Origin of the sequence: Pseudomonas sp. LFM046 (genome assembly GCF_000949385.2) — a bacterium.
Lineage (GTDB): Bacteria > Pseudomonadota > Gammaproteobacteria > Pseudomonadales > Pseudomonadaceae > Metapseudomonas.
In genome coordinates this window covers 3,021,144-3,046,479 of the sequence record NZ_JYKO02000001.1, presented here as the reverse complement: position 1 = coordinate 3,046,479, position 25,336 = coordinate 3,021,144, and the positions used below count along the sequence as shown (strand labels likewise).

24 protein-coding genes are annotated in these 25,336 nt (G+C 64.7%); 10 read left to right on the top strand and 14 right to left on the bottom strand.

Annotated elements, in window-relative coordinates; all coding sequences use genetic code 11:
• Positions 1–97: 97 nt before the first annotated feature.
• Positions 98–1,369: an OprD family porin gene (locus TQ98_RS13985; protein ID WP_044872413.1), complete on the bottom strand. Its 1,272-nt coding sequence runs from the start codon at positions 1,367–1,369 to the stop codon at positions 98–100.
• Between the two features lie 425 nt (positions 1,370–1,794).
• Here TQ98_RS13985 and TQ98_RS13980 point away from each other — a divergent pair, with 425 nt between their 5' ends.
• The 3 genes from TQ98_RS13980 (at position 1,795) to TQ98_RS13970 (ending at position 4,552) form a co-directional block, all read left to right on the top strand.
• Positions 1,795–2,571 (top strand): IclR family transcriptional regulator, encoded by a 777-nt coding sequence (locus TQ98_RS13980; protein WP_044872414.1) that lies wholly within the window; start codon positions 1,795–1,797, stop codon positions 2,569–2,571.
• Between the two features lie 234 nt (positions 2,572–2,805).
• Positions 2,806–3,621 carry a sugar phosphate isomerase/epimerase gene (locus tag TQ98_RS13975; RefSeq protein ID WP_044872583.1) on the top strand — a complete coding sequence of 272 codons (816 nt, stop codon included), beginning with the start codon at positions 2,806–2,808 and terminating at the stop codon, positions 3,619–3,621.
• 52 nt (positions 3,622–3,673) lie between these two features.
• Complete coding sequence (locus TQ98_RS13970; RefSeq protein ID WP_044872415.1) at positions 3,674–4,552, top strand: DMT family transporter; 879 nt, start codon at positions 3,674–3,676, stop codon at positions 4,550–4,552.
• Between the two features lie 220 nt (positions 4,553–4,772).
• On the opposite strand, the gene TQ98_RS13965 is transcribed toward TQ98_RS13970, so the two are convergent.
• Positions 4,773–6,149: an MFS transporter gene (locus TQ98_RS13965; RefSeq protein WP_044872416.1), complete on the bottom strand. Its 1,377-nt coding sequence runs from the start codon at positions 6,147–6,149 to the stop codon at positions 4,773–4,775.
• Between the two features lie 587 nt (positions 6,150–6,736).
• Between TQ98_RS13965 and quiC the strand changes: the two genes are divergently transcribed.
• Together quiC and TQ98_RS13955 are read left to right on the top strand one after the other, a co-directional pair.
• Complete coding sequence (gene quiC, locus TQ98_RS13960; RefSeq protein WP_044872417.1) at positions 6,737–8,647, top strand: 3-dehydroshikimate dehydratase QuiC; 1,911 nt, start codon at positions 6,737–6,739, stop codon at positions 8,645–8,647.
• Positions 8,648–8,742: 95 nt separating this feature from the next.
• The gene (locus tag TQ98_RS13955; protein WP_044872418.1) at positions 8,743–9,411 is read left to right on the top strand and encodes a TetR family transcriptional regulator; all 669 of its coding nucleotides are present in this window, start codon (positions 8,743–8,745) and stop codon (positions 9,409–9,411) included.
• Between the two features lie 104 nt (positions 9,412–9,515).
• Here TQ98_RS13955 and TQ98_RS13950 read toward each other — a convergent pair whose 3' ends face one another.
• The 4 genes from TQ98_RS13950 to TQ98_RS13935 form a co-directional block, all read right to left on the bottom strand.
• Entirely contained in the window at positions 9,516–10,373 is an 858-nt protein-coding gene (locus tag TQ98_RS13950; protein WP_044872419.1) for a shikimate dehydrogenase, read from the bottom strand.
• Between the two features lie 5 nt (positions 10,374–10,378).
• Entirely contained in the window at positions 10,379–10,822 is a 444-nt protein-coding gene (gene aroQ / locus TQ98_RS13945; RefSeq protein ID WP_044872420.1) for a type II 3-dehydroquinate dehydratase, read from the bottom strand.
• A gap of 350 nt (positions 10,823–11,172) precedes the next feature.
• Complete coding sequence (locus TQ98_RS13940; RefSeq protein WP_044872421.1) at positions 11,173–11,985, bottom strand: class I SAM-dependent methyltransferase; 813 nt, start codon at positions 11,983–11,985, stop codon at positions 11,173–11,175.
• 8 nt (positions 11,986–11,993) lie between these two features.
• The gene (locus tag TQ98_RS13935; RefSeq protein ID WP_044872422.1) at positions 11,994–12,266 is read right to left on the bottom strand and encodes a DUF4242 domain-containing protein; all 273 of its coding nucleotides are present in this window, start codon (positions 12,264–12,266) and stop codon (positions 11,994–11,996) included.
• Between the two features lie 216 nt (positions 12,267–12,482).
• Here TQ98_RS13935 and TQ98_RS13930 point away from each other — a divergent pair, with 216 nt between their 5' ends.
• Positions 12,483–13,454 carry an AraC family transcriptional regulator gene (locus TQ98_RS13930; protein ID WP_044872423.1) on the top strand — a complete coding sequence of 324 codons (972 nt, stop codon included), beginning with the start codon at positions 12,483–12,485 and terminating at the stop codon, positions 13,452–13,454.
• A gap of 17 nt (positions 13,455–13,471) precedes the next feature.
• On the opposite strand, the gene TQ98_RS13925 is transcribed toward TQ98_RS13930, so the two are convergent.
• From TQ98_RS13925 to TQ98_RS13905, 5 genes are all read right to left on the bottom strand, one after another.
• Complete coding sequence (locus TQ98_RS13925) at positions 13,472–15,013, bottom strand: DHA2 family efflux MFS transporter permease subunit (protein WP_044872424.1); 1,542 nt, start codon at positions 15,011–15,013, stop codon at positions 13,472–13,474.
• Positions 15,014–15,016: 3 nt separating this feature from the next.
• Positions 15,017–16,090: an HlyD family secretion protein gene (locus TQ98_RS13920; RefSeq protein WP_044872425.1), complete on the bottom strand. Its 1,074-nt coding sequence runs from the start codon at positions 16,088–16,090 to the stop codon at positions 15,017–15,019.
• 19 nt (positions 16,091–16,109) lie between these two features.
• Complete coding sequence (locus TQ98_RS13915; RefSeq protein WP_044872426.1) at positions 16,110–16,538, bottom strand: MarR family transcriptional regulator; 429 nt, start codon at positions 16,536–16,538, stop codon at positions 16,110–16,112.
• 189 nt (positions 16,539–16,727) lie between these two features.
• Positions 16,728–17,147: a group II truncated hemoglobin gene (locus TQ98_RS13910; protein WP_044872427.1), complete on the bottom strand. Its 420-nt coding sequence runs from the start codon at positions 17,145–17,147 to the stop codon at positions 16,728–16,730.
• 31 nt (positions 17,148–17,178) lie between these two features.
• A complete protein-coding gene (locus TQ98_RS13905) occupies positions 17,179–19,125 on the bottom strand; it encodes an alkaline phosphatase D family protein (RefSeq protein WP_044872428.1) in 1,947 nt (648 codons plus the stop codon).
• 270 nt (positions 19,126–19,395) lie between these two features.
• Between TQ98_RS13905 and TQ98_RS13900 the strand changes: the two genes are divergently transcribed.
• Positions 19,396–19,818 carry a cupin domain-containing protein gene (locus tag TQ98_RS13900; protein WP_044872429.1) on the top strand — a complete coding sequence of 141 codons (423 nt, stop codon included), beginning with the start codon at positions 19,396–19,398 and terminating at the stop codon, positions 19,816–19,818.
• A gap of 87 nt (positions 19,819–19,905) precedes the next feature.
• Here TQ98_RS13900 and TQ98_RS13895 read toward each other — a convergent pair whose 3' ends face one another.
• The gene (locus TQ98_RS13895) at positions 19,906–20,805 is read right to left on the bottom strand and encodes a LysR family transcriptional regulator (protein WP_044872430.1); all 900 of its coding nucleotides are present in this window, start codon (positions 20,803–20,805) and stop codon (positions 19,906–19,908) included.
• Between the two features lie 126 nt (positions 20,806–20,931).
• On the opposite strand from TQ98_RS13895, the gene TQ98_RS13890 reads away from it, so the two are divergent.
• From TQ98_RS13890 to TQ98_RS13880, 3 genes are all read left to right on the top strand, one after another.
• A complete protein-coding gene (locus TQ98_RS13890) occupies positions 20,932–21,762 on the top strand; it encodes an oxidoreductase (protein WP_044872431.1) in 831 nt (276 codons plus the stop codon).
• A 62-nt stretch (positions 21,763–21,824) separates the two neighbouring features.
• Entirely contained in the window at positions 21,825–22,625 is an 801-nt protein-coding gene (locus TQ98_RS13885) for a lipase family protein (RefSeq protein WP_044872432.1), read from the top strand.
• Between the two features lie 163 nt (positions 22,626–22,788).
• On the top strand, positions 22,789–23,682 hold the full coding sequence (locus tag TQ98_RS13880) for a hypothetical protein (protein ID WP_044872433.1): 894 nt from the start codon (positions 22,789–22,791) through the stop codon (positions 23,680–23,682).
• A 6-nt stretch (positions 23,683–23,688) separates the two neighbouring features.
• Here TQ98_RS13880 and TQ98_RS13875 read toward each other — a convergent pair whose 3' ends face one another.
• The gene (locus TQ98_RS13875; protein WP_044872434.1) at positions 23,689–24,588 is read right to left on the bottom strand and encodes a bestrophin family protein; all 900 of its coding nucleotides are present in this window, start codon (positions 24,586–24,588) and stop codon (positions 23,689–23,691) included.
• Between the two features lie 225 nt (positions 24,589–24,813).
• Positions 24,814–25,293, bottom strand: a complete 480-nt coding sequence (locus tag TQ98_RS13870; protein WP_044872435.1) for a nuclear transport factor 2 family protein — start codon at positions 25,291–25,293, stop codon at positions 24,814–24,816.
• Positions 25,294–25,336 lie beyond the last annotated feature (43 nt).

Here is a 25,336-nt window from a genome sequence, read left to right as displayed (position 1 = left end):
AAAAGGCCTCCTCGATGCCCCATGCGCACGGGCTGCCTGGAAGAAAAAAGCCCGCCAGAAGGCGGGCCGAGGGACTTAACGCACGCTAACCAAAGGATCAGAGGATCGAGAGCGGGTAGCTGATGATCAGCCGGTTCTCGTCGAAGCTGGTGTTGCTACCCCAGTCGCGGCGCTGGGTGGAGTTACGCCACTTGACCGTAAGGGCCTTGAACGCGCCGGACTGCACCACATAGGCCAGCTCGGTCTCGCGTCCCCATTCCTTGCCATCGGTGACAGCACCCACGTGCACGTTGTCGCCGCTGAGGTAGCGGTTCATCAGGGTCAGCCCGGGGATGCCGACGCCGGCGAAGTTGAAGTCGTGGCGCACCTGCCAGGATTTCTCCTGGGCGTTGTCGTAGCTGGAGTTGTAGCTGTCGTTGGCCAGCGTGCCGCCGCTGGTGCCGTTCACCCGCATCCAGGCATCGTCACCGCTGAGCTTCTGCAAGCCGACATAGAAGGTATTGGCACCGTACCGGGCGGAGAACAGGCCGGACCAGGTCTGGTTGTCCAGATCGCCGGCCAGCGCGCTTCCGTCGTCCTTGCCGGTGAAGTAGCCGAGGGTGGCGCCCAGGGTCCAGTCGCCGATGGGCTGGCTGTGCACCAGTTGGACGAACTGCTGCTGGTAGATGTCCTTCAGCTCCGCATTCCACAGCCCGACCAGGGTGCGGTTGTCATTGAAGCTGTATTCGCCGCCGACGAAGTTGAAGCGGTCCGAGGTGAAGGCGGCTTTGCCGTTCATGGACATGTCTTCCATGCTCGCGTCGTTGCGCGGGCTGTTGCCGCGGAACTGGCCGCCGTAGAGGGTCAGGCCGTCGATTTCCTTGGACGTGACCTGGCCACCCTCGAAGGTCTGGGGCAGCGAGCGGCCATCGTCGGAGCGCAGGATCGGCAGCACCGGCATCCATTCGCCGACCTTCAATTCGGTGTCCGAAATGCGCATCTTGCCGGCCACGCCGAGGCGGCCGAAGTCGTCCGCGGGGCGGCCGTCGTCATGCACCGGCAGCAACTGGGTGCCCTTGGTGCCACGGCCACCGTCGAGCTTGACCGCGAGCAGGCCGAGCACGTCGACGCCGACACCCACGGTGCCCTGGGTATAGCCGGAGCGGGCGTCGAGGATGAAGCTCTGGGTCCATTCCTCGGCCTTGCCCTGGGTAGCGGAATCACTGACGAAATTGCGGTTCATGTAGAAGTTGCGCAGGTTCAGGACCGCCTTGGAGTCCTCGACGAACCCGCCTTCCTCGGCGGCCTGGAGGGGCAGGGCGGCCAGGGTCACGGCAGCGGCGAGGATGCCGTGGACGAAGTGCTGGGACGGGCGGCTGGTGCGGTTCATGCTCGGTCTTGCCTCTTGAATTGTTGTTTTCAGGTGCGCAGAAACCCCTTCGCGGCCTGAGCGCGAATGCGGTTCTGGGACGGAGTTACGGGTGCGTCAGCGGGCTTTAGCGGGCCCGGAGGCGGACGATGAGAGGGGGACGCTGGGCTGGGACATCGCTGGAAACCTTTCTTGTATTTATGGAAGGTCGAAGCGTTGCTGAAGTCGCAGGCTGGTTGCGGCAACGCTTCGGACCTGGCGTCGATAGTGGAATTGGCCGGCCCTGGGTTCAATTCGTCTGGAGCGCTTTTGTTCGATCAGCGAACAGATACTAACCATTTCGTACATTATTTCTGTCGATGGGATCAGCCCCAGCTGCAGTTCCAGGATTTGCGCAGGGAGCGTTGTCTTCTAGAATCGGCGCACATTCACAAGGATCACCTCCCATGGCCGGTAGCCAGATCGAACGCGCCTTCAACCTCCTCGAACGCCTCACCAGCGACCCACGGGGTCTGCCCATGCAGACCCTGGCCGATGAACTGGAGATTCCCAAGAGCGCGACGCACCGCATGCTGGCCGAGCTGATACGCCTCGGCTATGTGCGCCAGAACCAGGAAAACAGCCGCTACCAGTTGTCCACCCGGCTGGTGGCCATGGCGTTTCGCTACCTCGCCAGCAGCGGCGCGGATATTGTCCAGCCGATCCTCGACCGACTGGCCCAGGAAACCGGTGAACTGGTGCGTCTGGGGGTGATCGAGGATGACCGCCTGACCTGGATCGTCAAATCCCAGGGCGCGCGTTCCGGCCTGCGCTACGACCCCGACATGGGTCGCGACGCGCCGCTGTTCTACACCGCTTCCGGTCATGCCTGGCTGGCCAGCCTGAGCGATGCCGAGGCCCTTGTGCTGGTGGAGCGCCAGGGCGTGGCCGACCCGGCGGACTTCGGCCCCAATGCGCCGCGCTCGAACATCGAACTGCTGGAGCGCCTGCGCCTTGCCCGTGAACATGGCTACGCCTGGGTGGTGGAAAGCTCCTCGGTCGGCATGTCGGCCCTGGCGGCAGTAGTGCGCGATCCGCTCAGCGGCAAAGCCATCGGTGTCCTCAGCGTTGCCGGCCCGACTGCGCGCCTGCCGGAGCCGCGCATGCACGAACTGGCGCCGCTGCTGCTGGCCGCTACCGAAGAACTGTCGGCCGCGAGCCAGGCGTCGGAGTTCTTCGTCTGATTCAGCCCGCGCTGACCTCTGCGGGCGGGCTGAAGCCCAGCCTACGGGCCTGACTCGCCGGGGCAGCTGTGCTCCCCTTCGAAACCCCCACCGCACCATTCCCCCAGAGCCAATTGGCTCCGCGCCCTGGCGATTCTGTTTGTCGCCAGACGGCGGTTGTTTGCACTTGTGTATTTATGGAACGTAGTTCTAAATATCGCGAATCAAATTGTGGAATCGGATTCCGAGAAAAGCATGACAGACCGACGTTTCTCCCTCGCAGCCCTGACCGTCCTCGAACTCTCGCCACCGGAGATGGTGGAAGTGGCCGCGCGTGCCGGCTACAGCCATGTTGGGCTGCGCCTGATGCCGGCGACCCCGGAGGAATACCACTTCCCGGTGGTGGCCGATGCCGGGCTGCGCCGCCAGACCTTGGAGCGCCTGCGTGACACCGGGGTGAAGGTGCTGGATATCGAGATCCTGCGTCTGAAGGAGGAAACCCGGGTGGCCGATTTCGCCCCGGTACTGGAAGCCGGCGCCGAATTCGGCGCCACGGAAGTGCTGGTGGCGGGCAATGACAGCGATGAGGCTCGCCTGACGGACAATTTCGCCGCGTTCTGCGACCTCGCCGCCACCTTTGGCATTTATCCGAGCCTCGAATTCATGCCCTGGACCGATGCCCGCGACCTCCTCCAGGCGGCACGCATCGTGGAGAACGCCGACCGGGCCAACGGCGCGGTGCTGGTGGATGCCTTCCACTTCAATCGCTCCGCGTCGCGCCTGGAGGACCTTGCCCGGGTGGCGCCGGCCCGGCTGCGCTACGCCCAGCTCTGCGACGTGGCTGGCCCACGCCCGGACGACATGGGCGAAATCCTCCGCCAGGCGCGCACCGAGCGACGCTTCCCCGGTGACGGCGACTGCGACCTGAAAGGCCTGCTGCGCACGCTGCCAGCGAACATTCCGCTGAGCCTGGAAATCCCCACGCGGCAATTGATGGAGCAGGGCGTCAGTGCCCTGGACCGTGCCCGCACGGCGCTGGACAAGGCGCGAACACTGATCGAGCAGATCTGACCTTTCACCCTTTGCGCGGCCGGCTGGGCCGCGTTCTTTTTTCGAGACCCCCATGAGCGTCAATACCCCGCTTTCCGGAGCCAACCAACCGCTGCGGGGCATCCTGCTGGTGGTGTTGGCCACTTTCCTCTTCGCGGGGCACGACGCCCTGTCCAAATTCCTCGGCGGCCTCTACCCGGTGGTGATGGTGGTGTGGGCCCGCTACCTGGTTCACACGCTGTTGATGGCCGGCATCTTCCTGCCCGGCGCGGGCCTGCGGGTGCTGCGCACGAAACGGCCGCTGCTGCAGGTACTGCGCGCCCTGAGCCTGCTCAGCACCAGCCTGCTGTTCACGGCCGGCCTGCAGTACATCCCGCTGGCGGAGGCCACGGCGGTCAACTTCCTCGCGCCGGTGCTGGTGACCGCGCTGTCCGTCCCGCTGCTCAAGGAAAAGGTCAGCCTTGGCCAATGGGCGGCGGTGGTCATGGGATTCATCGGGGTGCTGGTGATCGTGCATCCCGGCGGGGAGTTGTTCACCCCGGCCATCCTCTTTCCTTTCGGCTCGGCCCTGGGTTTCTGCTTCTACCAGTTACTCACGCGCAAGGTGGCGGCCCATGACAGCCCGACCACCAGCAACTTCTTCGCGGGGTTGTGCAACACCCTGGCGATGAGCGCTGTGGTGCCGTTCTTCTGGCAACTGCCGAGCCTGAACCATGGCCTGTTGCTGTTGGCGCTTGGCGGTGCGGGCATGACGGCACACCTGTTGCTGACCCAAGCCTTCCGCCTGGCTGCACCGGCCTTGCTGGCACCATTTGGCTACTGCCAGATCGTGTTCGCCGGGCTGCTGGGCTTCGTGATCTTCTCCCACACGCCTGAAGCCACCACCCTGTCCGGGATCGCCGTTATCTGCCTGAGCGGCCTGGGCGCGGCATGGATGCAGCGGCGTGCGTGACACGCGGGATGGCGGTGCGCGCAGCGCACCCTACGGTGGAGCCACGAGCGAGCTCCGGATTCACCACTTGACCCGACCATTGTCTGGACCGGGCGACGAGGCCGCCCTTGTAGGGTGCCCTGAGCGCACCAGCGGTCAGCCAGGTGCCGGAGTCGTGTCGCCAAATCCGCCACAAAAGAAAAAGGCCCCGCATGGGGCCCTCTTCTTTCTGGTTGCTCGATCAGTGGCTGACGGCGCGCATGCTGCTCTCGCGGCTGGCGTCGTACTGGCCTTTTTCCATCGGCTTGGCGTTCGGGTTGCCCAGGTCTTCCATGGACAGGCGGTGGGTCTCCGGCGCGATGTAGGCGGCCAGGGCGCACATGCAGGTGATGATGAAGGCCAGGCTGCCGATGACCAGCGGAATGTTGTCCGAACCGGGCGGTGCAACGGCGGCGAACAGGGCCGGCAGCATGGCGGTCAGCATGGTGCCGACGTTCTGGGCGATGGCCATGGCCGAGACGCGGTAGCGGGTCTGGAACAGCTCCGGGTAGAAGCTCGGGAATACCGCGTTGTAACCCTGGTACATCATGCCCCACATCAGGATCGACATGCAGAAGGCCAGGGGCACGTTCTGGATGCTGATGGCGTAGAGGTAGATGAAGGCCAGCAGGCCGGAACCCAGGCAGCCGGCGATCATGGTGGGACGGCGGCCGATCTTGTCGGAGAGATTGCCGACGAAGGGGATCACCAGCACGGCGACGATGTTGCCCACCACCGGAATCCACAGGTAGACGCTCTTGTCGAAGCCGATGCCGTAGGCGGGCTGCACCGCGTAGGCCGCGCCGAAGATGGTGGCGACTACCGGGATGACATTCATCAGGGCCATGAACATCACCAGCACCATGCACTTCCAGCTATGGCGGAAGGCTTCGGAAATCGGCGACTTGGCGACTTTCTGCTGGTTCTCTTCATTGACGAAGGCCGGGGTCTCGTGGACTTCGCGACGGATGATGAAGCCCGCCACCAGGACCATGGCACTCATCAGGAACGGAATCCGCCAGCCCCACTCGTTGAAGGCCTCGCTCGGCATGAAGTAGGCCAGCGGCAGGAACACCGCGGCTGCCATGACCTGGCCGGCCTGTACGCCCTGCAGGGTGAAGCTGGCGTAGTAGCCGCGCCGTCCGAATGGCGCATGTTCGAGGATCATCGAACTGGCACCGGAAATCTCACCGGCCACGGCAAAGCCCTGGATCAGGCGCAGGACCACCAGCAGCACCGGCGCGAGGATGCCGATGTCGTGGTAGGTGGGCAGCAGGCCAACCGCCATGGTCGAGAGGCCCATCAGGAACATGCACAGCAGCAGGACGTTCTTGCGGCCGCGGGTGTCGCCCCAGTGGCCGAGCACGAAGGCGCCTACGGGGCGGGCGAGGTAGCCGACGCCGTAGGTTGCAAGGGAGGCGATGATGGCCATCTTCGGATCGGTGGACGGGAAGAAGATCTGCGGGAAGATCAACGCCGCCGCCTGGGCGTAGATGAAGAAGTCGTAGTACTCCAGGGCGGAACCTATCCATCCGCTGGCAGTTGCTTTCTTGGCTTGGGAGCTGGAGGGAGTAGCCATCGTTGTCTCCGTTGTTTTTGTTTGGACGCCAGACGAGCAGATTCGCCCGGCGCTGGGCCGGAGCGGCACGCGTGCACGCTGGCGTGACAGGGCTGGTGGTCGGGTCGGGGGACTGACCGGCTAGCGCTGTCCGGGTGAGGTCGGGGGAGTCAGGTCAGAGAGACGACGTGGCAGGTCGCACTCGATCTCGGCGCCAACGTGCGCGGACCAGGGGAGGGGCTTCGATCAGGGAGTTGGATGTGAGCATGAGCAGTTACCCGTTTCTTGAAATTGTTATGTCGTGACGCGTGGTTGCCATCGCAGGGCCTTCCGGATGACTGGGCTGGCAGTGATGCCACCCGGCGGCTGGTCTGCAACATGGGGTTCATGTTGCGGAGTGATCGAAAAAGCGTCAATTCGATAACCGGCCTTTTGTTCGGTAATCGAACGCAAAACTAACTGGTTCGTACATATTGGATTGATGGGCTGACTTTACGCGCGAATAATCAATCCGACTACGAAAACGAAGGGCTTTGCCTGTCTTTTGTAGGGGCGAATGAATTCGCCCCTACAGGTATTTACCGCGCCCACCCACAAGGAGCTCAAGCATGCAGCGTTCCATTGCCACCGTCTCCCTGAGCGGTACCCTGCCGGAAAAACTCGAAGCCATCGCCGCTGCCGGTTTCGACGGTGTCGAAATCTTCGAGAACGACCTCCTGTATTACGCCGGCAGCCCGCGCGAAATCCGCCAGATGTGCGCCGACCTTGGCATTGCCATCACGCTGTTCCAGCCTTTCCGCGATTTCGAAGGCTGCCGCCGCGAACGCCTGCAGAAGAACCTCGACCGCGCCGAGCGCAAATTCGATCTGATGCAGGAGCTGGGGACCGACCTGGTGCTGGTGTGCAGCAACGTCCAGCCCGATGCGTTGCCGGAGGAGGAAATCCTGGTGGACGACCTGCGCCTCCTGGCCGAACGGGCAGGCGCCCGCAACCTGCGCATCGGTTACGAGGCCCTGGCCTGGGGCCGCCATGTGAACAGCTGGCAGCAGGTCTGGAACCTGGTACGCCAGGCCGACCACCCCGCCCTCGGTGTGCTGCTGGACAGCTTCCATACCCTGTCAATAAAGGGCGACCCGAGCGGCATTGCCGAGATTCCCGGAGACAAGATCTTCTTCGTGCAGATGGCCGACGCCCCCGTACTGGCCATGGACGTCCTGGAGTGGAGCCGCCACTTCCGCTGCTTCCCCGGACAGGGTGAATTCGATCTGCCGGGCTTCCTCGCGCCCATCATCCGCAGTGGCTACAAGGGCCCGCTGTCCCTGGAAATCTTCAATGACGGCTTCCGCGCCGCACCGCCCAGGGCCAACGCTGCCGACGGTCTGCGCTCTCTGCTTTATCTGGAAGAGAAGACCCGCAAGCTGTTGGCCAAGGACCCGGCCCCGCCGGCCAATCTGGACATCCTTCTCTCGCCACCGCCGGCCAGCCGCTACGACGGTGTCGAATTCCTCGAATTCGCCGTGGACGAAGCCCAGGGCGCCAAGCTCGCCAGCTGGCTGGAGCGCCTGGGCTTTGCCCGCGCCGGCCAACACCGTTCCAAGGACGTGAGCCTGATGCGCCAGGGCGACATCAATATCGTGCTCAATGCCGAACCCTATTCCTTCGCTCACGGCTATTTCGAAGCCCACGGTCCGTCGCTCTGCGCCACCGCCCTGCGGGTCAAGGACAGCGCAAGCGCCCTGGAGCGCGCCCGGGAGTTCAAAGGCCAGCCCTATCGCGGCCTCGTCGGCCCGAACGAGCGTGAGATTCCTGCCGTGCGCGCGCCGGACGGCAGCCTCATCTATCTGGTGGAGCGGGCCCAGGCCGGGCAGACCATCTACGACAGCGACTTCATCCTCGATCCCCAGGCCAGCCAGGGCGGCCAGCTCGACCGCATCGACCACATGGCCCTGGCGTTGCCGGCCGATGGACTGGACAGCTGGGTGCTGTTCTACAAGAGCGTGCTGGACTTCGAAGCCGACGACGAAGTGGTGCTGCCGGACCCTTACGGCCTGGTGAAGAGCCGCGCCATCCGCAGCCGTTGCAGCAGCATCCGCCTGCCGCTGAACATCTCGGAAAACCGCAACACCGCGATCTCCCATGCGCTGTCCAGCTATCGCGGGTCCGGGGCGCACCACATCGCCTTCTCCTGCGAGGACATCTTCGCCGAGGTGAGCCGCGCCAAGGATGCCGGCGTGCCGTTGCTGGACATTCCGCTGAACTACTACGACGACCTCGCGGCGCGCTTCGATTTCGACGACGAGTTCCTCAGCGAACTGGCCTACTACAACGTGCTCTACGACCGCGACGCCCAGGGTGGCGAGCTGTTCCACGTCTACACGGAGCCGTTCGAGGGGCGCTTCTTCTTCGAAATCCTGCAGCGCAAGAATGGCTATACCGGCTACGGTGCGGCCAACGTTGCGGTACGCCTGGCGGCCATGGCCAAAGCCCGCAGCGGCGCCGCCGCCAAGGCCAAGTTGTAGACCGCACGAAGCCTGGCGCCACCCCAGCGCCAGGCTTCCTTACGGCCGCAGCCCAACCCATAATCGAACCAGTTTCCGCTGGCCGTGAGCCCATGATGACAACAACTGCCGAACTACAAGACCTGCCCGCAGAGGCCCCTCGCAAAGGGCGCAAGAACAATCCGGAAAAAACCCGCGAGAACATCCTCCAGGCCGCCATCGTCGAATTCGTCCAGCAGGGTCTGTCCGGCGCCCGCGTCGACGCCATCGCCGAGCGCATGCATACCTCCAAGCGGATGATCTACTACTACTTCGGCAGCAAGGAGCAGCTCTACGTCGAGGTACTGGAAAAGCTCTACGGCGATATCCGCAGCACCGAAGGCAAGCTGCACCTGGCCGAACTCGAACCCCGCGAGGCGATCCGCCGGCTGGTGGAATTCACCTTCGACCACCACGACCGCAATGTGGATTTCGTGCGCATCGTCAGCATCGAGAACATCCACCATGGCGAGTACGTGAAGCAGTCCAACGCCATCCGCTCCATGAGCACCACCATCCTCGACTCCCTCGGGGAAATCCTCCGCCGTGGCGAAGCCGAGGGCGTGTTCCGACCGGGTCTGAACCCCCTCGACCTGCACCTGCTGATCAGCTCCTTCTGCTTCTACCGCGTCTCCAACCGCAACACTTTCGGCGAGATCTTCCAGATCGACCTGGTGGACGAGCAGGTCAAGGCCCGGCACAAGGAAATGATCTGCGATTCGGTGCTGCGCTACCTGCAGGCGTGACCGGCGCTTTGATGGTGGGCTGAAAAGCCCACCCTACGGGGGGATTCCCGTAGGAGCGAGCTCTGCTCGCGAAGATTTGCCAGCAGAGTTCCCTCCTGTCTCCATCAGGCATTCATGCTGGCGAAGTGATCCATCATGCGTTGGGCATCGGCGCTACGGCCGCTGAACAGTTCGAACGCTTTCACCGCCTGGAACACCGCCATGGTGCCGCCATCGATGGTGCGGCAGCCGATGGCGCGGGCGTCGCGCAGCAACTCGGTTTCGAGCGGGAAATAGATGATCTCCGCCACCCACAGCTCAGGGCGCAGCAATTCCGCCGGCACCGGGGTGCCCGGCAGCTTGGCCATGCCGATGGGGGTGGTGTTCACCAGGCCGTCGGCTTCGGCCATGGCGCTGCGCAGGTCAGTACCCAGGGCGGCACGACCAGCGCCGAAATGCTGGTTGAGGTTGTCCACCAGGGCCTGGCCACGAACGGCATCCACTTCGAACAGAGTCAGGCGCTCGACGCCTTCAGCCAGTAGCGCGTGGGCCACGGCCGAACCGGCACCGCCGGCCCCCATCTGCACCACCTGGCGTCGCTGCACATCGGGCAGGCCACGGCGGAAACCTTCGCCGAAGCCCAGGCAGTCGGTGTTGTGACCGATGCGTTTGCCATCCTTCAGCACCACGGTGTTCACGGCGCCGATGCCGGCGGCTTCGGGAGACAGTTCGTCCAGCAGCGGGATGATCGCCTGCTTGCACGGGAACGTGATGTTCAGGCCGGTGTAGCCCATCTGCTCAGCGCCGCGAAGCAGGTCGGGGAGGGCGGTGGTGTCCAGTTTCAGTTGGTCCAGGTCGATCAGGCGATAGAGGTAGCGCAGGCCCTGGGCGTCGCCCTCGTGCTCGTGCATGGCGGGGGTGCGGGAGGCCTGGATGCCGGCGCCGATCAGGCCGGCGAGAATCGATTGAGTGTACTGAGACATGGTGCTCAACCCCTGGAGAACAGTTGGCCGAAGTGCTGCAGAGCCAGGCTGTAGCCCTGGCTGCCGAGACCGCAGATCACGCCGACGGCGATGGCCGACACGAAGGAGTGGTGACGGAATTCCTCGCGCTTGTGCACGTTGGACAGGTGCACCTCGATCACCGGCAGCTCGGCGGCTACCAGGGCGTCACGAATGGCCACGGAAGTGTGGGTCCAGGCGGCGGGATTGATCAGGATGCCGGCACACCGGCCTCGGGCCTGGTGGATCCAGTCGATCAGCTCGCCTTCATGGTTGGTTTGGCGGAAGTCCACCTCAAAGCCCAGCCCGGCTGCGGTTCGGCTGCACAGGGCGGAAATGTCGGCGAGGGTTTCGTGGCCGTAGGCGGCGGGCTCACGGGTGCCGAGCATGTTGAGGTTCGGTCCGTTGAGGACCAGGACGGTGCGGGTCATTACAGCGAATCTCCATCGTTGAACTGTCCCGGTCGGGCGACCGGGAGGGAATGGAGATGAAAATGTACCAGTTAGTTAATTTGGTCAATTTGCCGCAAGGGGTTCTGTGCGGTTATCGGACGGGAACGCCGTAGCAAAGGTGCTGGTAGGGTGCGCCATGCGCTCCTGGGGTCAGGTGTCATGCGGTAGTGATCCTGGCTCTAAGTCCCGCTTCGTGGGATGCGTACCGTAATTGTGGGGGCGAATTCATTCGCTAACCGGACCGACGGGTTGACCCTCGAAATCTCAGGGGACGCTGCGCGCCCTTTGCGAATGAATTCGCCCCCACAGGAGCCAGTACGACCTTCACCTCAGCTTCGGGTGATCACCACCTCCAGGTACTCGCTCGGCACGATCAGCGACTCCGGTCCGGCGCGGTTGTAGCGCTCCAGCAGTTCGGTCAGGTCGCGCTCCAGGGCCTCGGCGCCGTCAGGGGGGAGGGCGGCGAAGGCTTTGTGGACCGGTCCGTACCACGTGCGAAAGACCTCGATGAAGTGGGCGGCCGACTGATAGCGAAAATTAAACAGGCGGCGCGCCACGGAAATTTCCCGGGCGCTGTCGTCGAACAGTTCGCGCAGATGGCTTTCCACACCCCAGAGCGACGGCGGCTGTACGCCGGGAGGCGGCGGCAGGTGGCGACCCAGGGTCTTGAACACCTGGCCGATGAAGCCATCGGGGGTCCAGTTGGCCAGGCCGATGCGCCCACCGGGACGGCAGGCCCGCGCCAGTTCGGCGGCGGCCCTGGCCTGGTTGGGGGTGAACATCACGCCGAAGGTGGACAGCACCACGTCGAAGCAGGCGTCCGGGAAGGGCAGGTTCTCGGCGTCGGCGGCCAGGAAGGTCACTTCCAGGCGTTCGGCGCGGGCGCGTTCCTGGCCCCGTTCCAGCAGCGCAGGCACGTAGTCGGTGGAGGTCACCCGGCCACCCCGCCGCGCGGCGGCAAGCGTGGCGTTGCCATTGCCGGCGGCAACGTCCAGCACGGCGGCGCCGTGGCGGATATCGCAGGCCTCGGCCAGCAATTCGCCGACCAGTTGCAGGGTGGTGCCGATCACGGCGTAGTCGCCGCTGGCCCAGGAGGCCATCTGCCGGCTTTTCAGGGCATCGAGATCAATAGCGGTGGTCATTTGAGGGCTCATTCAGCGGTGGTCGGGTCGATGGTGGAGCTGATGCGGGAAACACGCGTGGCCGGGAAACCGCCCTGGCGGGCGTGTTCGCGGACCAGCTCCTCGCTGTCGGCGATGTACACGCAGTACAGCTTGTCGTCGGTGACGTAGCTCTGGACCCACTGCACCTCTGGTCCGATGTTTCTGAGCACTCGGCAGGACTTCTGCGAAATGGCCTTGAGGTCTCGTTCCGTGAGTTTTCCAGCGTCCGGTATCTCTCTTTCAATGAGGAACTTGGGCATGGTGACCTCGTTGTTGTTGGCTAGCGGGCACGCCTTGGGTGGATTGGGCAGCAAGGGGCGTGCAGGGAAACTATCCGCCTACGGCAAAGCGACGTCCTGTCCGAGCGTCGGCAAGGCTTGTCCGATCGTCCGTGTTAATGGCCATTTATCCGGCCAGGCGGTGCAAAAAGGCCCGAGCGCCCAGAATTTCAGGACTGCCGCCTGAGGTGAAGGCTGATGGACGCTCTCTCGGAAACCCTGCGCGTCGTCCGCCTGGTCGGCGCCATCTTCATCAATGCCCGGTTCAGCGCGCCCTGGTGCTACCAGTCGCCCCGCGCCGATTCAGTGGCCTCCCTGCTGGAGCCCGGAGCCGAGCGCGTGGTGATCTTCCACCTGATCACCCAAGGGGAATGCTTCGTCGAACTCGGTCGCGAGTGCCCGGTACACCTGGTCGCGGGGGATGTCGTGCTGTTTCCCCAGGGCGACGCCCATCGCATGACCTCCCAACCCGGCCTGGCGCCCGCCAGCGGCGCGCGGCTGGACCAGGTCCTGTCACGCCGGCCACGGCAATTGGCCTACGGCGGCGGGGGGCCGATCACCCGCCTGGTCTGCGGTTACATGGCCTGCGATGCCCGGCTGGCGGAGATTCTCCTGGCCGGCCTGCCATCCCTCGTGCGGGTCAACGTGCGCGACTCCAGTGCCGGCCCCTGGCTGGAGGCGTCGGTGCGCTATGCGCTGAGCGAAGCGAAATCACCCAGACCAGGCGGCGAAGGGGTGCTGGCCAAGCTGGCCGAGGTGCTGTTCATCGAGGTGCTGCGGCTTTACATGAATGAACAGGCTGAAGGGCGTACGGGTTGGCTGGCGGGGCTTGGGGACCGGATCGTCGGCGCGGCCCTGAATGCGTTGCACCGGTGTCCGGCCCAGGCCTGGACCCTGGAGGAACTGGCGCGTACCGCCGGCACGTCGCGCTCGGTACTCGCTGAGCGCTTCCAGCAACTGGTGGGCAGCTCGCCCATGCAGTACCTCACCCAGTGGCGGATGCTGCTGGCGGCCAATCTCCTGTGTCGCAGCAATGCGCCGTTGGCGCGCATTGCCGAAGACGTCGGCTATCAGACCGATGCCGCTTTCAGCCGGGCCTTTCGCCGGGAGTTCGGCGCGCCACCCGCCGCCTGGCGGCGCAACCAGCTACGGCGTCAGCCGGCGGGCTAGAGCTCAGTCCATTTGGTTCAGTCCATCGCGGCGTGGGGGTCCGGCTTCACGGCAGTCTTTGGCGGCTTGCGCAGGAGCAGCAGCAAGGGCAGGGAAGCGAGGGTGACGAACATCATCAGGCGGAAATCCTGCAGGTAGGCCAGGATCGCGGCCTGGCGCGTCACCTCGACGTTCAGGGCGACCAGCCCGGCGGGGGTGGAAAGGTCGATGGCACCGTTTTCCGTGGCCTGGACCAGGGCCTGGTTGAAGGGGGTGACGAAGTCGCTGAACACGGCGTGGTTGATCTGGGTGCGCTGGGCCAGGTAGCTGATCACCACGGAGATGCCGATCCCGCTGCCGACGTTGCGCGTCAGGCTGAACAGCGCGGTGCCGTCGTTGCGGTAGCGCGGCGCCAGGGTGGAGAAGGTCAGGGTGGACAGCGGCACGAAGATCAGCCCCAGGCCGAAGCCCTGAATCACCCCGGTGCGCGCGATTTCAAAGGCGGACACTTCGGCGGTGAAGAGCGTCATCTCCCACAGGGCAAACGCCGTGAGCAGCAGGCCTGTACCGATCATCCAGCGCGGGTCGACGCGGACGATCAGCCGCCCCACCAGCATCATCGCCACCATGGTGCCAACGCCGCGCGGGGCGAGCAGGTTGCCCACGTCCAGTACCGGGTAGCCCATCAGGTTCTGCATGAAGGGCGGCAGCAGGGTCATGGTGGCGTACAGCATGATGCCGACCATGAAGATGAACAGCAGGCCGATACTGAGGTTGCGGTCGCGGAACATCGCCGGCTCGATGAACGGCTGGCGGCTGGTCAGCACATGGACGACGAACAGATAGAGGCCAAGGCCGGCGAGCGCCGCCTCGACGAGAATCTCGCGGCTGTGGAACCAGTCCTGGGACTCGCCGCGGTCCAGCATCAGCTGCAAGGCGCCGATGGCCAGGGCGAGCAGGGAGAAACCCAGCAGGTCGAAACGTCGCTCGCGCTCGATCGGGGTTTCCTTGAGGAAGGCCGCCAGGCCGAACCAGGCCAGAAGCCCGAAGGGCAGGTTGATGTAGAACACCCAGCGCCAGTTGTAATACTCGGTGAGCCAGCCGCCCAGGCTCGGGCCGAGGATGGGCCCGACCATGACGCCCACGCCCCAGATCGCCATGGCCGAACCGTGCTGTTCAGTGGGGTAGGTGTCCAGCAGCACGGCCTGGGACAAGGGCACCAGGCTCGCCCCGAACACCCCCTGGAGCAGACGGAACAACACGATCTGCTCCAGGCTCTGGGCCGCACCGCAGAGCATGGAGGTGACGGTGAAGCCGACGATGGACCACATGAACAGCCGCTTGCGGCCGAAGCGTGCGGCGACGAAACCGGTCAGCGGCATGCAGATCGCGGCCGCGACGATGTAGGAGGTCAGGACCCAACTGATCTGGTCCTGGGTGGTGCCCATGCTGCCCTGCATGTGGGGCAGGGCGACGTTGGCGATGGTGGTGTCCAGCGCCTGGATGATGGTGGCCAGCATCACCGACAGGGTGATCAGGCCACGATGCGAGGCGGAGTCGCGGGCGACGGAGGCGTTCATGGCTCAGGGCAGCAGGCTGGCGAGGCTGCGGCGGTGGCCGGTGTCGATTTCCACCACCGCGCTGAGTCCGGCACGCAGGCGCGGCAGGTCCGGAGCGGGCAGCAGGTGGATACGCACGGGCACGCGCTGGGCCACTTTCACCCAGTTGCCGGTGGCGTTCTGCGCCGGCAGCACCGAGAACTCCGAGCCAGTGGCGGGGCTCAGGCTTTCCACCTCGCCGCGCCAGGTGCGATCGGGGTAGGTATCGAATCGCACGTCGACGGCCTGGCCGGGCCGCACGTAGGTCAGGTCCTTTTCCGGGAAGTTGGCTTCGACCCAGAGGTTGCCGTCCGCCACCAGGGTCATGGCGGTGTTGCCCGCAGTGATGTACTGGCCGGGCTGGGGCACCTTGCTGACGCTTCCGGGCAGGGAGGCGTGCACGTCGGCGCGCTGCAAGTCGAGTCGGGCCTGTTCCAGTTCAGCCTCGGCGGTGAGGTAGCTGGGGTGCTGCTCGATGGGCATTTCCGGGCTGCCGCCCAGGTTCTCGGCGATGCGGTTCAGGTCGTGCTCGCGGGCATCGATCTCCTGGGACGCTATCAGGGCGGCCTGGCGGGATTCGTCCAGGCGGGAAGGGGAGAGATAGCCTTTTTGCGCCAGATTGGCCTGGCGCTCCAGGTCCTTCCGGGCGAAGGATTCGCGCGTTCGGGCCAGCGCCAGTTCGGAGGATTTCTCCTGGTAGCTGGCCTTCAGTGCGGCAAGATCGGTGCGCACCTGGGCCAGTCGGGCTTCGGCCTTGGCAACGGCGATACGGAAACTGGCGGGGTCGATGCGGAACAGCAACTGGCCGGCGGCGACCTGGTCGTTTTCGTGGGCCAGCACTTCGGTGATGGTGCCCGACACATCGGCGCTCACTGGCACCTTGTCGGCCTTGGCGTAGGCGTTATCGGTTTCAACATAACGACCGCCATGCAGGTAGACGGCCAAGCCGAGCACCGTAGCCAGCAGCGGGACAGCGCCCATCAGCAGCAGGCGCTTGCGGCGCGGTGGGGTGGCGATCGGGGCTTCCTGCTCCGGGGCGATGACCGTATGGGTGTTCATGGCAGCGTTACTCGATGGCTCAACGGGCGGACAGGTTTGCGCGCATCTTGCGCAGGGCGCTGGTGAGGGCGGCGATCTCCGACTCGCTGATGCCCTCCAGGGCTTCGGCATGGAGCGCGACACCCGCGGCGCGGATGTCGATCAGGGCCTGATTGGCCTGCTCGCGGAGATGGAGCCGATAGGCACGGCGGTCTTCCGGATCAGGGCGCCGCTCCACCAGCTCGGCCTCCTCCAACTGATCCAGCAAACGGGCCAGGGTGATGGGTTTGATCTCCAGCTGCTCGGCCAGTTCGACCTGTCGGCACCCCTCGCTCCGCGCCACGTGGGCAAGGGCGCGCGCCTGGCTGAGGGTCAGCGGGCTGCCCGATAGATTCCGTTCAAAAGCCCGGCGCATCAGGCGTGAGACATCGGCCAGGACGAAACCGAGGCTGTCTTCGAGGGCAGGCATATTAAGCGCTCCATATAATAAGCATTGCTTACTATATGGGCGTGACCGTGCAGTCGTCAAAAGGTGGATTTGCAAAGTCTTGTAGGAGCGAATTCATTCGCGAAAGGCTGCGAAGCGGCCGGGTTATCCCGGCGGACCCAGGGTCCGAATCGCAAATGAATTCGCCCCTACAACAAGCCTTCCGACCGACTAACCATGCCGCGCCTGGCTCGCCTGCACCACGCGGTGGGCGGGTACGCGCAGCTGGGCCAGCAGGTATTCGGCGAACTCGGGTGAGAAGGGTTGCAGGGCGATGGCGCGCTCCATACAGCCCAGCCAGGCGCCGCTGAGGGCTTCGCCGATGGGCCACTGGGCGTGGAAGGAGGGGATGGATATGGAACCGTACTTCTCGCTGAACAGCTTGGGCCCGCCCAGCCAGCCGCTGAGGAAGCAGGCGAGCTTGTCGCGGGACTGCTCCAGGCTTTCCGGGTGGAGGCGGCGCAGGTCGGCGGCTTCGGGCAGTTCGTCCATCAGCCGGTAGAAGTCGTCCACCAGGCGGCGCAGGCCGTCGATGCCGCCGGCGGCCTGGTAGGAGGCATCGCCGGTTCCGAAGGGAGGAATCGTACTCATGGCTTGGACCTGGAGAAGTCAGGAGCGCGAATCATACCTGCCGAGGCACCGGATGTTCAGCGGTCACATCGTCGCGGTCTTCAAGGAATTCGGTGGGCGCCGAGCCGTCTGCATTCAGCTGGAAGATGCGCGTCGGCCGGCCCTGCGGGTCGAAGAACACCTGTCCGAGCCCCGCCGAGTTCCACAGCCGCTCCCCGGCCTTGCTGTGTTCCGGCGTGCGCGGCGCCACCTTCATGGGGCGGCGCCGGGTCAGCCAATTCAGGGGAGAACGGGGCGAGTAGAGCCAGCGGTTGAGGCGGTCGAACACATCCAGCAGGCGCCGGGGGAACTCGTTCTTCACGCCGCTGCTGGTGATCTGCCAGATCTTCGGCCCCCGCTGCCGGTGGCGGATCGTCACTTCGTAGACGAAGGAGTAGTGCACGTCGCCGGAGAGGATCACGTAGTCGCCCGGGGTGCGCGAGTGGCGAAAGATATTGAGGATCACCTGGGCGGACCCGCGATGGGCCATCCAGTTTTCCGCGTCCACCAGCAGCGGGTAACCGAGCCAGCTGAAGGCCCGCTGCACCGTCTCGATCAGCTTTACCCCAAATATCGGCGCCGGGGATACGACGATGGCCGAGGGATGGTCCAGCAGCTCCTGCTGCAGTTCGCTCAGCGCCTCCCAGTCCAGCAGGCCGGACGGGCGCTTCAGGTTGATTTCGCTGCGCCAGCGGCGAGTGCGGGTATCCAGCACCACCAGCGCCGGGGTGGTGGGCAGAACGTATTGCCAGCGGTTGAAGCCCAGCAGGCGGTCAATCAGCCCGTCCAGCACCGGGCTGGCCAGGTGGTTGTCGGCGGCGGCTGTGGCGCTCAGGGCTTCCATCCGTTCCAGCGGTTCGACGAAGGCGTCCGGGTCGTTACCCCAGCCCTGGCAGAGCATGTAGGCCACCAGCGCGTTACCGATGATGCGCTTGGAGAAGGGATGACCGTAGGCGGTCAGCTCCCACTGGGCTGAGAGGTTCCAGTCGTCGGTGATGTCGTGGTCATCGAAGATCATCAGCGTCGGCAGGTGAGCGAACACCCGCGCAACGCCGGGAAGGCCCGCGCAAAATCCTTCCAGGTGCGCGGCCTCCAGACGGTATCGCGCCGCTTCTGCCGGCCCCAAGGCCGGCATTTGCAGCTGGATCAGTGTCCAGGGCACCGGCGACCAGACCAGCAGGTACATGGCCAGCACTTCCGCCAGGGTCACCAGGTGGTTGTCGGCATTGCTGCTGGTGAAGATGGGCTTGCGGGCTCCACGGAAGAAGCGCTCGCGGAGGGTTTCATTGCTTTCCAGCGCTGGTAGCAGGTCAGCGCGGTGGTAGTAACTCGCAGGGTGTCCGTAGAGCGCTGCGCTGTCACTCACCACCGCACCTTCGAGGCGTTCGTCGAATAGGCCAAGTCGGGCGATCAGCACGTGGATGGCTCGCAGCATGGGGCCGGCGACGTCGTCGACGTAGACCTGGTCGCCACTCAGCATCAGCAAGGCAGGGCGCTGCTCGGGGGCTGGCCCCGCCGCCAGCAGACGGTCGGCGCAGAGCAAGCCGTCGTGCGCCGGGCAGTGGGGCTTGCGGCAGGAACCGTGGAGCAGTTGGTCGATGCGCGAACGCAGCACGAAGCTCGGCTGCGCGGCATGCTCGTGGATCAGGTGCGGCGCCCATTGGCTGATGCCTTCGCCGTCGATCAGCAGGTCATAGTCGACCTGCTGATCCAGCGGCAACGGGGACTCCAGGCGCAGGTCGATCAGGTGCACGAAGGCGTGTCGCCCCATCGGAATCACACGGCAGGCCTCGTCGTCCAACCGATGCTCGGTACTTTCTCCACCCACCATCAGTCGCAGCACTGGCGTCAGCTTGCGTGACCCCACCAGCCAAAGGACCAGTCGATGGGATTCGAGCCGGCGCAGCATGGGGCCGGCGAGGACGGATGGGAGGTTCTGCGGGGTGGAGAGTGCGGACATCGGAACGGTCGGACCTGTACGAGCGAGCGCAACAGGATAGCGCGACGAATGACGGTTGAAGCCTCGAAATGGATTGCAAAAAGCTCAGAACGACGGTGCTGGAACCGGCGGGTAGAGGCCGGCTCACGGAGCGGCTCTGGTTGTATCCCTGTGTATTCGGGCCACTCACGCACATACAGGCTTTCAAAACGCTGCGCTGCCGACACATCGCCGGAACCTGCACCGAATAGGGTGAGGCCTCCAAAGCAATCCAGCCGAAGGGGCAAGACCATGCGCTGCATCCATCTTTTCGCAACCGCCGCGGCAATCGCCGCATTCTCGGGCCTGGCCCAGGCCGGAGAAGCTGCACAGGCGAACGCCAGCTGGAAGAACGGCATCCACCGTACCGACCTGGTCAAACAGGACATCCGTGTCCATGGGCATGAAGTCATTCAGGCCCGCGTCGATATCGATCCGGGCGTCGCATCGCCCCGGCACTCCCATCCGGGGGAGGAAGTGGCCTATGTGATCAGCGGGACCTTCGAGTACCAGTTGGCGGGCCGCGAACCGGTCATCCTCAAGGCCGGCGAGTCGCTGTTCATTCCCGACGGGGTTCCCCATGTGGCGAAGAACATCGGCAACGAACCAGCGTCCGAGTTGGCGACCTATACGGTGCGCAAGGGCGAGGAGCCGCTGCTGAAGCTGGAGCAGTGACCGTCCAAAACCGCGAATGTGTCAGAGTCCCGGCGCCGTGTCGTAGGGTGCGCCTTGCGCACCGAAAGATTCGCGCCGGCTTCGCGGTCACTTCTCCTGTCGCGCCGACCGGGCGAACTCGATGAAGGCCTTCATCGCCGCCGGCACCTGGCGGCGGCTCGGGTAGTAGAGGTGCAGGCCGGGGTAGTAGGGGCACCAGTCTTCCAGCACCTGGACCAACCGGCCCTCGGCCAGGTGGGCGGCGACCATTTCCTCGAACACGTAGGCCAGGCCGGTTCCGTGCAGGGCCGGCTCCACCATCAGCGCCACATCGCCGAGGGTGAGGGGGCCGTCCACTTCGATCTCCAGCCGTTTGCCTTCCCGCTCGAACTCCCAGTGGTACAGGTTGCCGCTGGGAAAGCGGTGGCGGATGCAGGGCAGGCCGTGGAGGTCATGTGGATTCTGCGGCACAGGATGACGCTCGAAGAACGCCGGCGCCGCCACCACGACCGAGCGCATGTAGGGGCCGATGGGCAGAGACACCATGTCAGCCTCCAGCCGCTCGCCGAAACGCACGCCCGCATCGAAGCCGGCGGATACCACATCCACCAACGCGTCCTCGGCAGAAATCTCCAGCCGCACGTCCGGGTAGGCCGCAAGAAAGCGGCTGGCCAGCGGCAGCAGCACCAGTTGAACCGCTGCGCGGCCAGCACTGATGCGCAAGGTGCCGGAAGGGGTATCGCGGAACTGGTTGAGGTCTTCCAGGGCGTCGTCGATGTCACGGAAGGCCGGCCGGATGCGTGCGTAAAGGCGCTCGCCGGCTTCGGTCAGGGCCACGCTGCGGGTGGTGCGGTTGAACAGGCGCACCCCCAGGCGTTCTTCCAGCGCGCGCAGGGCATGGCTCAGGGCCGACGGGGAGAGGCCCAGCTCCACGGCTGCACGGCTGAAACTCAGGTGGGCGGCGATGCTGAGGAAGACGTCGAGGTCAGCGGCGGATACCGGCTTCATTGATGAACTCCATTCAAAAGCTCATGCGATTTTATTGGGATTATCGCAGGAGTAATCGAGCCTTAGAGTGATGTCAACTCACCAGATAACCCGCGCGGTGCGGGTTCCCACACAGGAGGAGTTGCTATGCGTACCTGGTTCATTACTGGAGCTTCCCGTGGTTTCGGCGCACTCATCGCAGCAAAGGCCCTGGAGGCCGGCGATGCCGTCATCGCCACCGCCCGCAAGCCGGAGGAGGTCATCGCTCGCCTGGGCGACCATCCCAACCTGCTGGCGGTTCGCCTGGACGTGACCCGCGAAAGTGAGGCCCACGAGGCGGTGGAGGCGGGCGTCGGTCGCTTCGGCCGTATCGATGTGCTGGTGAACAACGCCGGCTACGGCATCCTCGGCGCGGTGGAAGAAACCAGCGCCGCCGAGGTGGAGCGCATCTACGCCACCAATGTCTTCGGCCTGCTCAATGTCACGCGCGCCGTACTGCCGCGCATGCGCCGCCAGCGTGCCGGCCACGTGATCAACATTTCCTCCCTGGGCGGCTACCAGTCCTATCACGGCTGGGGCGTGTACGGTTCCACCAAATTCGCGGTGGAAGGCATCAGCGAAGCGCTGCATCAGGAACTGGCGCCGCTGGGTATCAAGGTCACCGTGGTCGAGCCGGGCTTCTTCCGCACCGACTTCCTCGATGACCAGTCCCTGGTGAAGACCGCCCTGGAGCTGCCGGACTACGACGAAACCGTAGGCGCCATGCGCCGCTTCGCCCACAGTGCCAACCATGCCCAGCCGGGCGATCCGAGCAAGCTGGCCGGGGCCATCATGGAACTGGTGAGTGCGCCGAATCCGCCTCAGCGCCTGCCGCTGGGCAGCGATGCGGTAGCACGTATCTCCGCCAAGCACAGCCTGGTGGAAGGCGAACTGGAGCAGTGGAAGCCCCTGTCGATGTCCACCGATTTCGCGGACTGACCTTTACTGCGGACGGGCATGGTCTAGAGTGGCACACCACTCCAGCCGGCAAGGAGGCCACCATGCCCAGTCTTCCCATGTACTTCCCCACGGACTTTTCCTTGCCCCAGGCCTTGCAGTGCGCGGACCTGGTGGCGGCCGCCTACGATCAGTACGAGCAATGGCTGCAGCAGGACAAGCCGCGCAAACCCGCCGATTTCCATTGGCAGGCACCGAGCCTCACCGGCTGGGCGTTCTCGGTTCCGATCTGGAGCATTCTCAGCGAGCTGTATTTCCTCAACGAATCCGAACCCTTCGGCTTCGCCGCGCGGGCTCCGGATGGCGCGGTCTACCTGGTGTTCCGCGGTACGGAATCACCCCAGGACTGGGTGGACGATCTGGAGGCCGATCAGGTCGACTATCCCTGGCAGTGCGGCGCCGGCCAGGTGCACAAGGGCTTCCTCCGGCTCTATACCTCCCTGCGGGACCAGGCGTTGCAGGTCGTGGACAGCCTCCAGCCTTCGGGAGCCCTCTGGTCGTGCGGCCACAGCCTGGGGTGCGCGCTCTCGAGCCTGGCGGTGCTGGATTTGCTTGAACGCTGGCCGGATCAGCCGCTGCAGCACTACACCTTTGCCAGCCCTCGTCTGGGCGATCCGGCATTCGCCGCCCATTACAACGGCCTGGGTATCCCCACCTATCGCGTGGTCAATGACAGCGACCTGGTGCCCGATGTACCGCCAGGCGTGATGGACAAGCGGACCTATCAGCACCTGGGCGTGGCCATCACCTTCACGGCCAGCTATTCCAGCCCGGTAGCCGATCACAGCCTGGCGGATTGCTACCTCTATGCGTTGAATAATCCAAACGCGCCCATGAAGGGGTGAGCGCGCTTCCTCGATCCGCTTCGTAAATCTCCGCCGGCGTGGAAAGGTTCCCACGCCAGCCTTCAGGGGCCGCCTGATCTGTTTTTTGCGCGTGCTTCTGCCGCTGTTTCCAGGCGTGAACGGTGTCTAGAGTCAAGGCGCTGCCGCCTCAGGATCGAGTCCCATGTACAGCACGCTCGCCACGCCGTTCGACCCGCACAGCTTCCAATCGCGCATCTATGCCGGAGACATCCTGCGCTTCGGCCACTCACCGGCCATGGCCAAGTGGGTGGCCTTCACCCGTGAGTGGCTGGAAGTGCAGCTACATCCGTACCGACCGGAAAAAATCCACCAGTACCTCTCCCACGTCGAACAGACCCGTTGCTTCGAACAATGCCAGCGGGCGTTCGCGGCGTCGCCCGAGGTACGCAATCTGTGGCAGGGCCTGATGGAGGAGCTGGGCTTCAACGCTGAACGGATCGCCTGCGATCGGCTGCACCTGCGCTTCCAACCCCACCAGCAAGTGGCCCAGCTGGCTCCGCGATCCCGGACGACCGCCACCATCGCCTTTCACCGGGACACCTGGGGCTCGAATCTCTACGCACAGACCAACTGGTGGGCACCGATCTACCCGATCACGGAGGAGCGCACCTTTGCGATCTACCCTGGCCTGTGGAGCAAGACCCTGCCCAACACCAGCGCGGACTTCGACATGCAGGCCATCCTTCGGCGCTCCCACCGCGATGGACGCAATTCGGTGAATGCGGACGAGGCCATTCCCCATCTGCTCGGCGAGCCGGGAGAGCAAGGCGTGCCGGTGTTGATCGAGCCCGGCGAAGTGATCGCCTTTTCCGGCGCTCATGCCCATGCCGGGGTGGGCAATACCAGTGGCCTTACACGAATATCGTTCGAGACCCGGACACTGTTTATCCCGGATCTGGAAGCGGGCCGGGGCGCGCCCAATGTCGACGGCCACGCCCCCTGGATGACGCCGGGCCTGTTCCGTCGCCTGAGCGACGGCAAGCGACTGGACGACCTGCTCGGCTGCCGGTTCATCGAGCCCTACGCCGCACCCTGAGCGGCATCAGCTCAGGACGTAGTCCACCGGTTTCAAGGCCGGCGGCAGGTCGCGCTGGCCGAGGGCATCGAGTATTTCCCGCTCCAGATTGCGCACCATGGCGTCGGTCGCCAGGTCGTTCTCGTCGCGGCCGAATGGGTCTTCCAACTGGTCGCCGATGGCATCCAGGCCGAAGAAGGTGTACGCGACGATGGTGGTGATGATCGGCGCCAACCAGCCCAAGGGCTCGGCCATGGCGAAGGGCAGGGCCACACAGAAGATGTAGCTGGTGCGGTGCAGCAGGAGGGTGTAGGGGAAGGGCAGTGGCGTGCCCTTGATCCGCTCGCACGTGGCCTGTGCCGCGCTGAGACCGGTCAGACGCGTCTCCAGAAGCGTATGACGCCATTCGTTGATCTCGCCCCGGTCGGCCAGCCGGGCGCACTGGTAACCGATGTGCCGCAGGATGCCGTCGCTCAGGGTGAGGCCGTAGGTGTCTGGCGGGTTGGCGAGCCAGGGCTGTGCCGCCTTCTGTTCATCTTCTTCACGCAGGCGGGCATTGAGTGCATGGACGAATCCGCACAATTCGCGCAGCACCGCCTCGCGCTGGGGCTCATCGCAAATGGCCACGCTCTGCCGGATGAAGGATCTGACTTCGATGATGATCTGGCCCCAGGCCTTGCGACCTTCCCACCAACGGTCATAACAGGCGTTGTTGCGAAAGCTCAGGAAGATCGACAGCGACAGCCCGAGCAGCGTGAAGGGCATGGCGTTGACCTTGGTGAACCAGTCGGGATGCAGGTTCTCGACGACGACGATCAGGCAGGCCAACAAGGTGACCATCACTGTGCGCAGGGCAATGTGGCGCGCGATGGAACCCTTGAGCGTGGTGAGGATGTTGAGCAGGGTTGGCTTGGGGCGGACGATCATCGAGTTTCCCGGCACGAAGGAGTTCGTGAGGCGAAAGCTAAGGCGGTGCCAGGCATTACGTCCAATCGCTAGTGATGACTGGGTGATCAGCTCCATCTATCGGCGCGGCCGAAAAGAGCCCTCCAGCATGGACCGCACATAGACAGGGTCGATGAAAAAAGGCGCGGCGCCACGTCGGAGGGGAAATGTCGGGGAGCGGACTGGACGTCCCTGTCCTGGTTCGGGTCAGAGGCCCAGTTCGGACAGCCCCGGGTGGTCGTCCGGGCGGCGGCCCAGGGGCCAGCGGAACTTGCGCTCAGACTCTTTGATCGGCAAGTCGTTGATGGAGGCGTAACGATTGGCCATCAGGCCGTTCTCGTCGAACTCCCAGTTCTCATTGCCATAGGAGCGGAACCAGTTGCCGGAGTCGTCGTGCCACTCGTAGGCGTAGCGCACGGCGATGCGGTTCCCGTCATAGGCCCAGAGTTCCTTGATCAGGCGGTAATCGAGTTCCTTGGCCCACTTGCGGGTGAGGAAGGCCTTGGCTTCGGCGCGGTTGGAAGGGAATTCAGAGCGGTTCCGCCACTTGGTATCCAGGGTGTAGGCCAGGGATACCTTCTCCGGGTCACGGCTGTTCCAGCCATCTTCGGCCAGGCGAACTTTCAGAATGGCGGTTTCGCGGGTGAACGGGGGAAGCGGCGGACGAACTTCAGCGTTAGAGGACATGACCAGTCTCCAATACGGGTAGAGGCTCAAAGTTTGAAGTTGC

Coding starts and splice junctions, on each gene's coding strand:
- TQ98_RS13985 (WP_044872413.1), bottom strand. CDS start 1,369: ATGAACCGCACCAGCCGCCCGTCCCAGCACTTCGTCCACGGCATCCTC.
- TQ98_RS13980 (WP_044872414.1), top strand. CDS start 1,795: ATGGCCGGTAGCCAGATCGAACGCGCCTTCAACCTCCTCGAACGCCTC.
- TQ98_RS13975 (WP_044872583.1), top strand. CDS start 2,806: ATGACAGACCGACGTTTCTCCCTCGCAGCCCTGACCGTCCTCGAACTC.
- TQ98_RS13970 (WP_044872415.1), top strand. CDS start 3,674: ATGAGCGTCAATACCCCGCTTTCCGGAGCCAACCAACCGCTGCGGGGC.
- TQ98_RS13965 (WP_044872416.1), bottom strand. CDS start 6,149: ATGGCTACTCCCTCCAGCTCCCAAGCCAAGAAAGCAACTGCCAGCGGA.
- quiC (WP_044872417.1), top strand. CDS start 6,737: ATGCAGCGTTCCATTGCCACCGTCTCCCTGAGCGGTACCCTGCCGGAA.
- TQ98_RS13955 (WP_044872418.1), top strand. CDS start 8,743: ATGACAACAACTGCCGAACTACAAGACCTGCCCGCAGAGGCCCCTCGC.
- TQ98_RS13950 (WP_044872419.1), bottom strand. CDS start 10,373: ATGTCTCAGTACACTCAATCGATTCTCGCCGGCCTGATCGGCGCCGGC.
- aroQ (WP_044872420.1), bottom strand. CDS start 10,822: ATGACCCGCACCGTCCTGGTCCTCAACGGACCGAACCTCAACATGCTC.
- TQ98_RS13940 (WP_044872421.1), bottom strand. CDS start 11,985: ATGACCACCGCTATTGATCTCGATGCCCTGAAAAGCCGGCAGATGGCC.
- TQ98_RS13935 (WP_044872422.1), bottom strand. CDS start 12,266: ATGCCCAAGTTCCTCATTGAAAGAGAGATACCGGACGCTGGAAAACTC.
- TQ98_RS13930 (WP_044872423.1), top strand. CDS start 12,483: ATGGACGCTCTCTCGGAAACCCTGCGCGTCGTCCGCCTGGTCGGCGCC.
- TQ98_RS13925 (WP_044872424.1), bottom strand. CDS start 15,013: ATGAACGCCTCCGTCGCCCGCGACTCCGCCTCGCATCGTGGCCTGATC.
- TQ98_RS13920 (WP_044872425.1), bottom strand. CDS start 16,090: ATGAACACCCATACGGTCATCGCCCCGGAGCAGGAAGCCCCGATCGCC.
- TQ98_RS13915 (WP_044872426.1), bottom strand. CDS start 16,538: ATGCCTGCCCTCGAAGACAGCCTCGGTTTCGTCCTGGCCGATGTCTCA.
- TQ98_RS13910 (WP_044872427.1), bottom strand. CDS start 17,147: ATGAGTACGATTCCTCCCTTCGGAACCGGCGATGCCTCCTACCAGGCC.
- TQ98_RS13905 (WP_044872428.1), bottom strand. CDS start 19,125: ATGTCCGCACTCTCCACCCCGCAGAACCTCCCATCCGTCCTCGCCGGC.
- TQ98_RS13900 (WP_044872429.1), top strand. CDS start 19,396: ATGCGCTGCATCCATCTTTTCGCAACCGCCGCGGCAATCGCCGCATTC.
- TQ98_RS13895 (WP_044872430.1), bottom strand. CDS start 20,805: ATGAAGCCGGTATCCGCCGCTGACCTCGACGTCTTCCTCAGCATCGCC.
- TQ98_RS13890 (WP_044872431.1), top strand. CDS start 20,932: ATGCGTACCTGGTTCATTACTGGAGCTTCCCGTGGTTTCGGCGCACTC.
- TQ98_RS13885 (WP_044872432.1), top strand. CDS start 21,825: ATGCCCAGTCTTCCCATGTACTTCCCCACGGACTTTTCCTTGCCCCAG.
- TQ98_RS13880 (WP_044872433.1), top strand. CDS start 22,789: ATGTACAGCACGCTCGCCACGCCGTTCGACCCGCACAGCTTCCAATCG.
- TQ98_RS13875 (WP_044872434.1), bottom strand. CDS start 24,588: ATGATCGTCCGCCCCAAGCCAACCCTGCTCAACATCCTCACCACGCTC.
- TQ98_RS13870 (WP_044872435.1), bottom strand. CDS start 25,293: ATGTCCTCTAACGCTGAAGTTCGTCCGCCGCTTCCCCCGTTCACCCGC.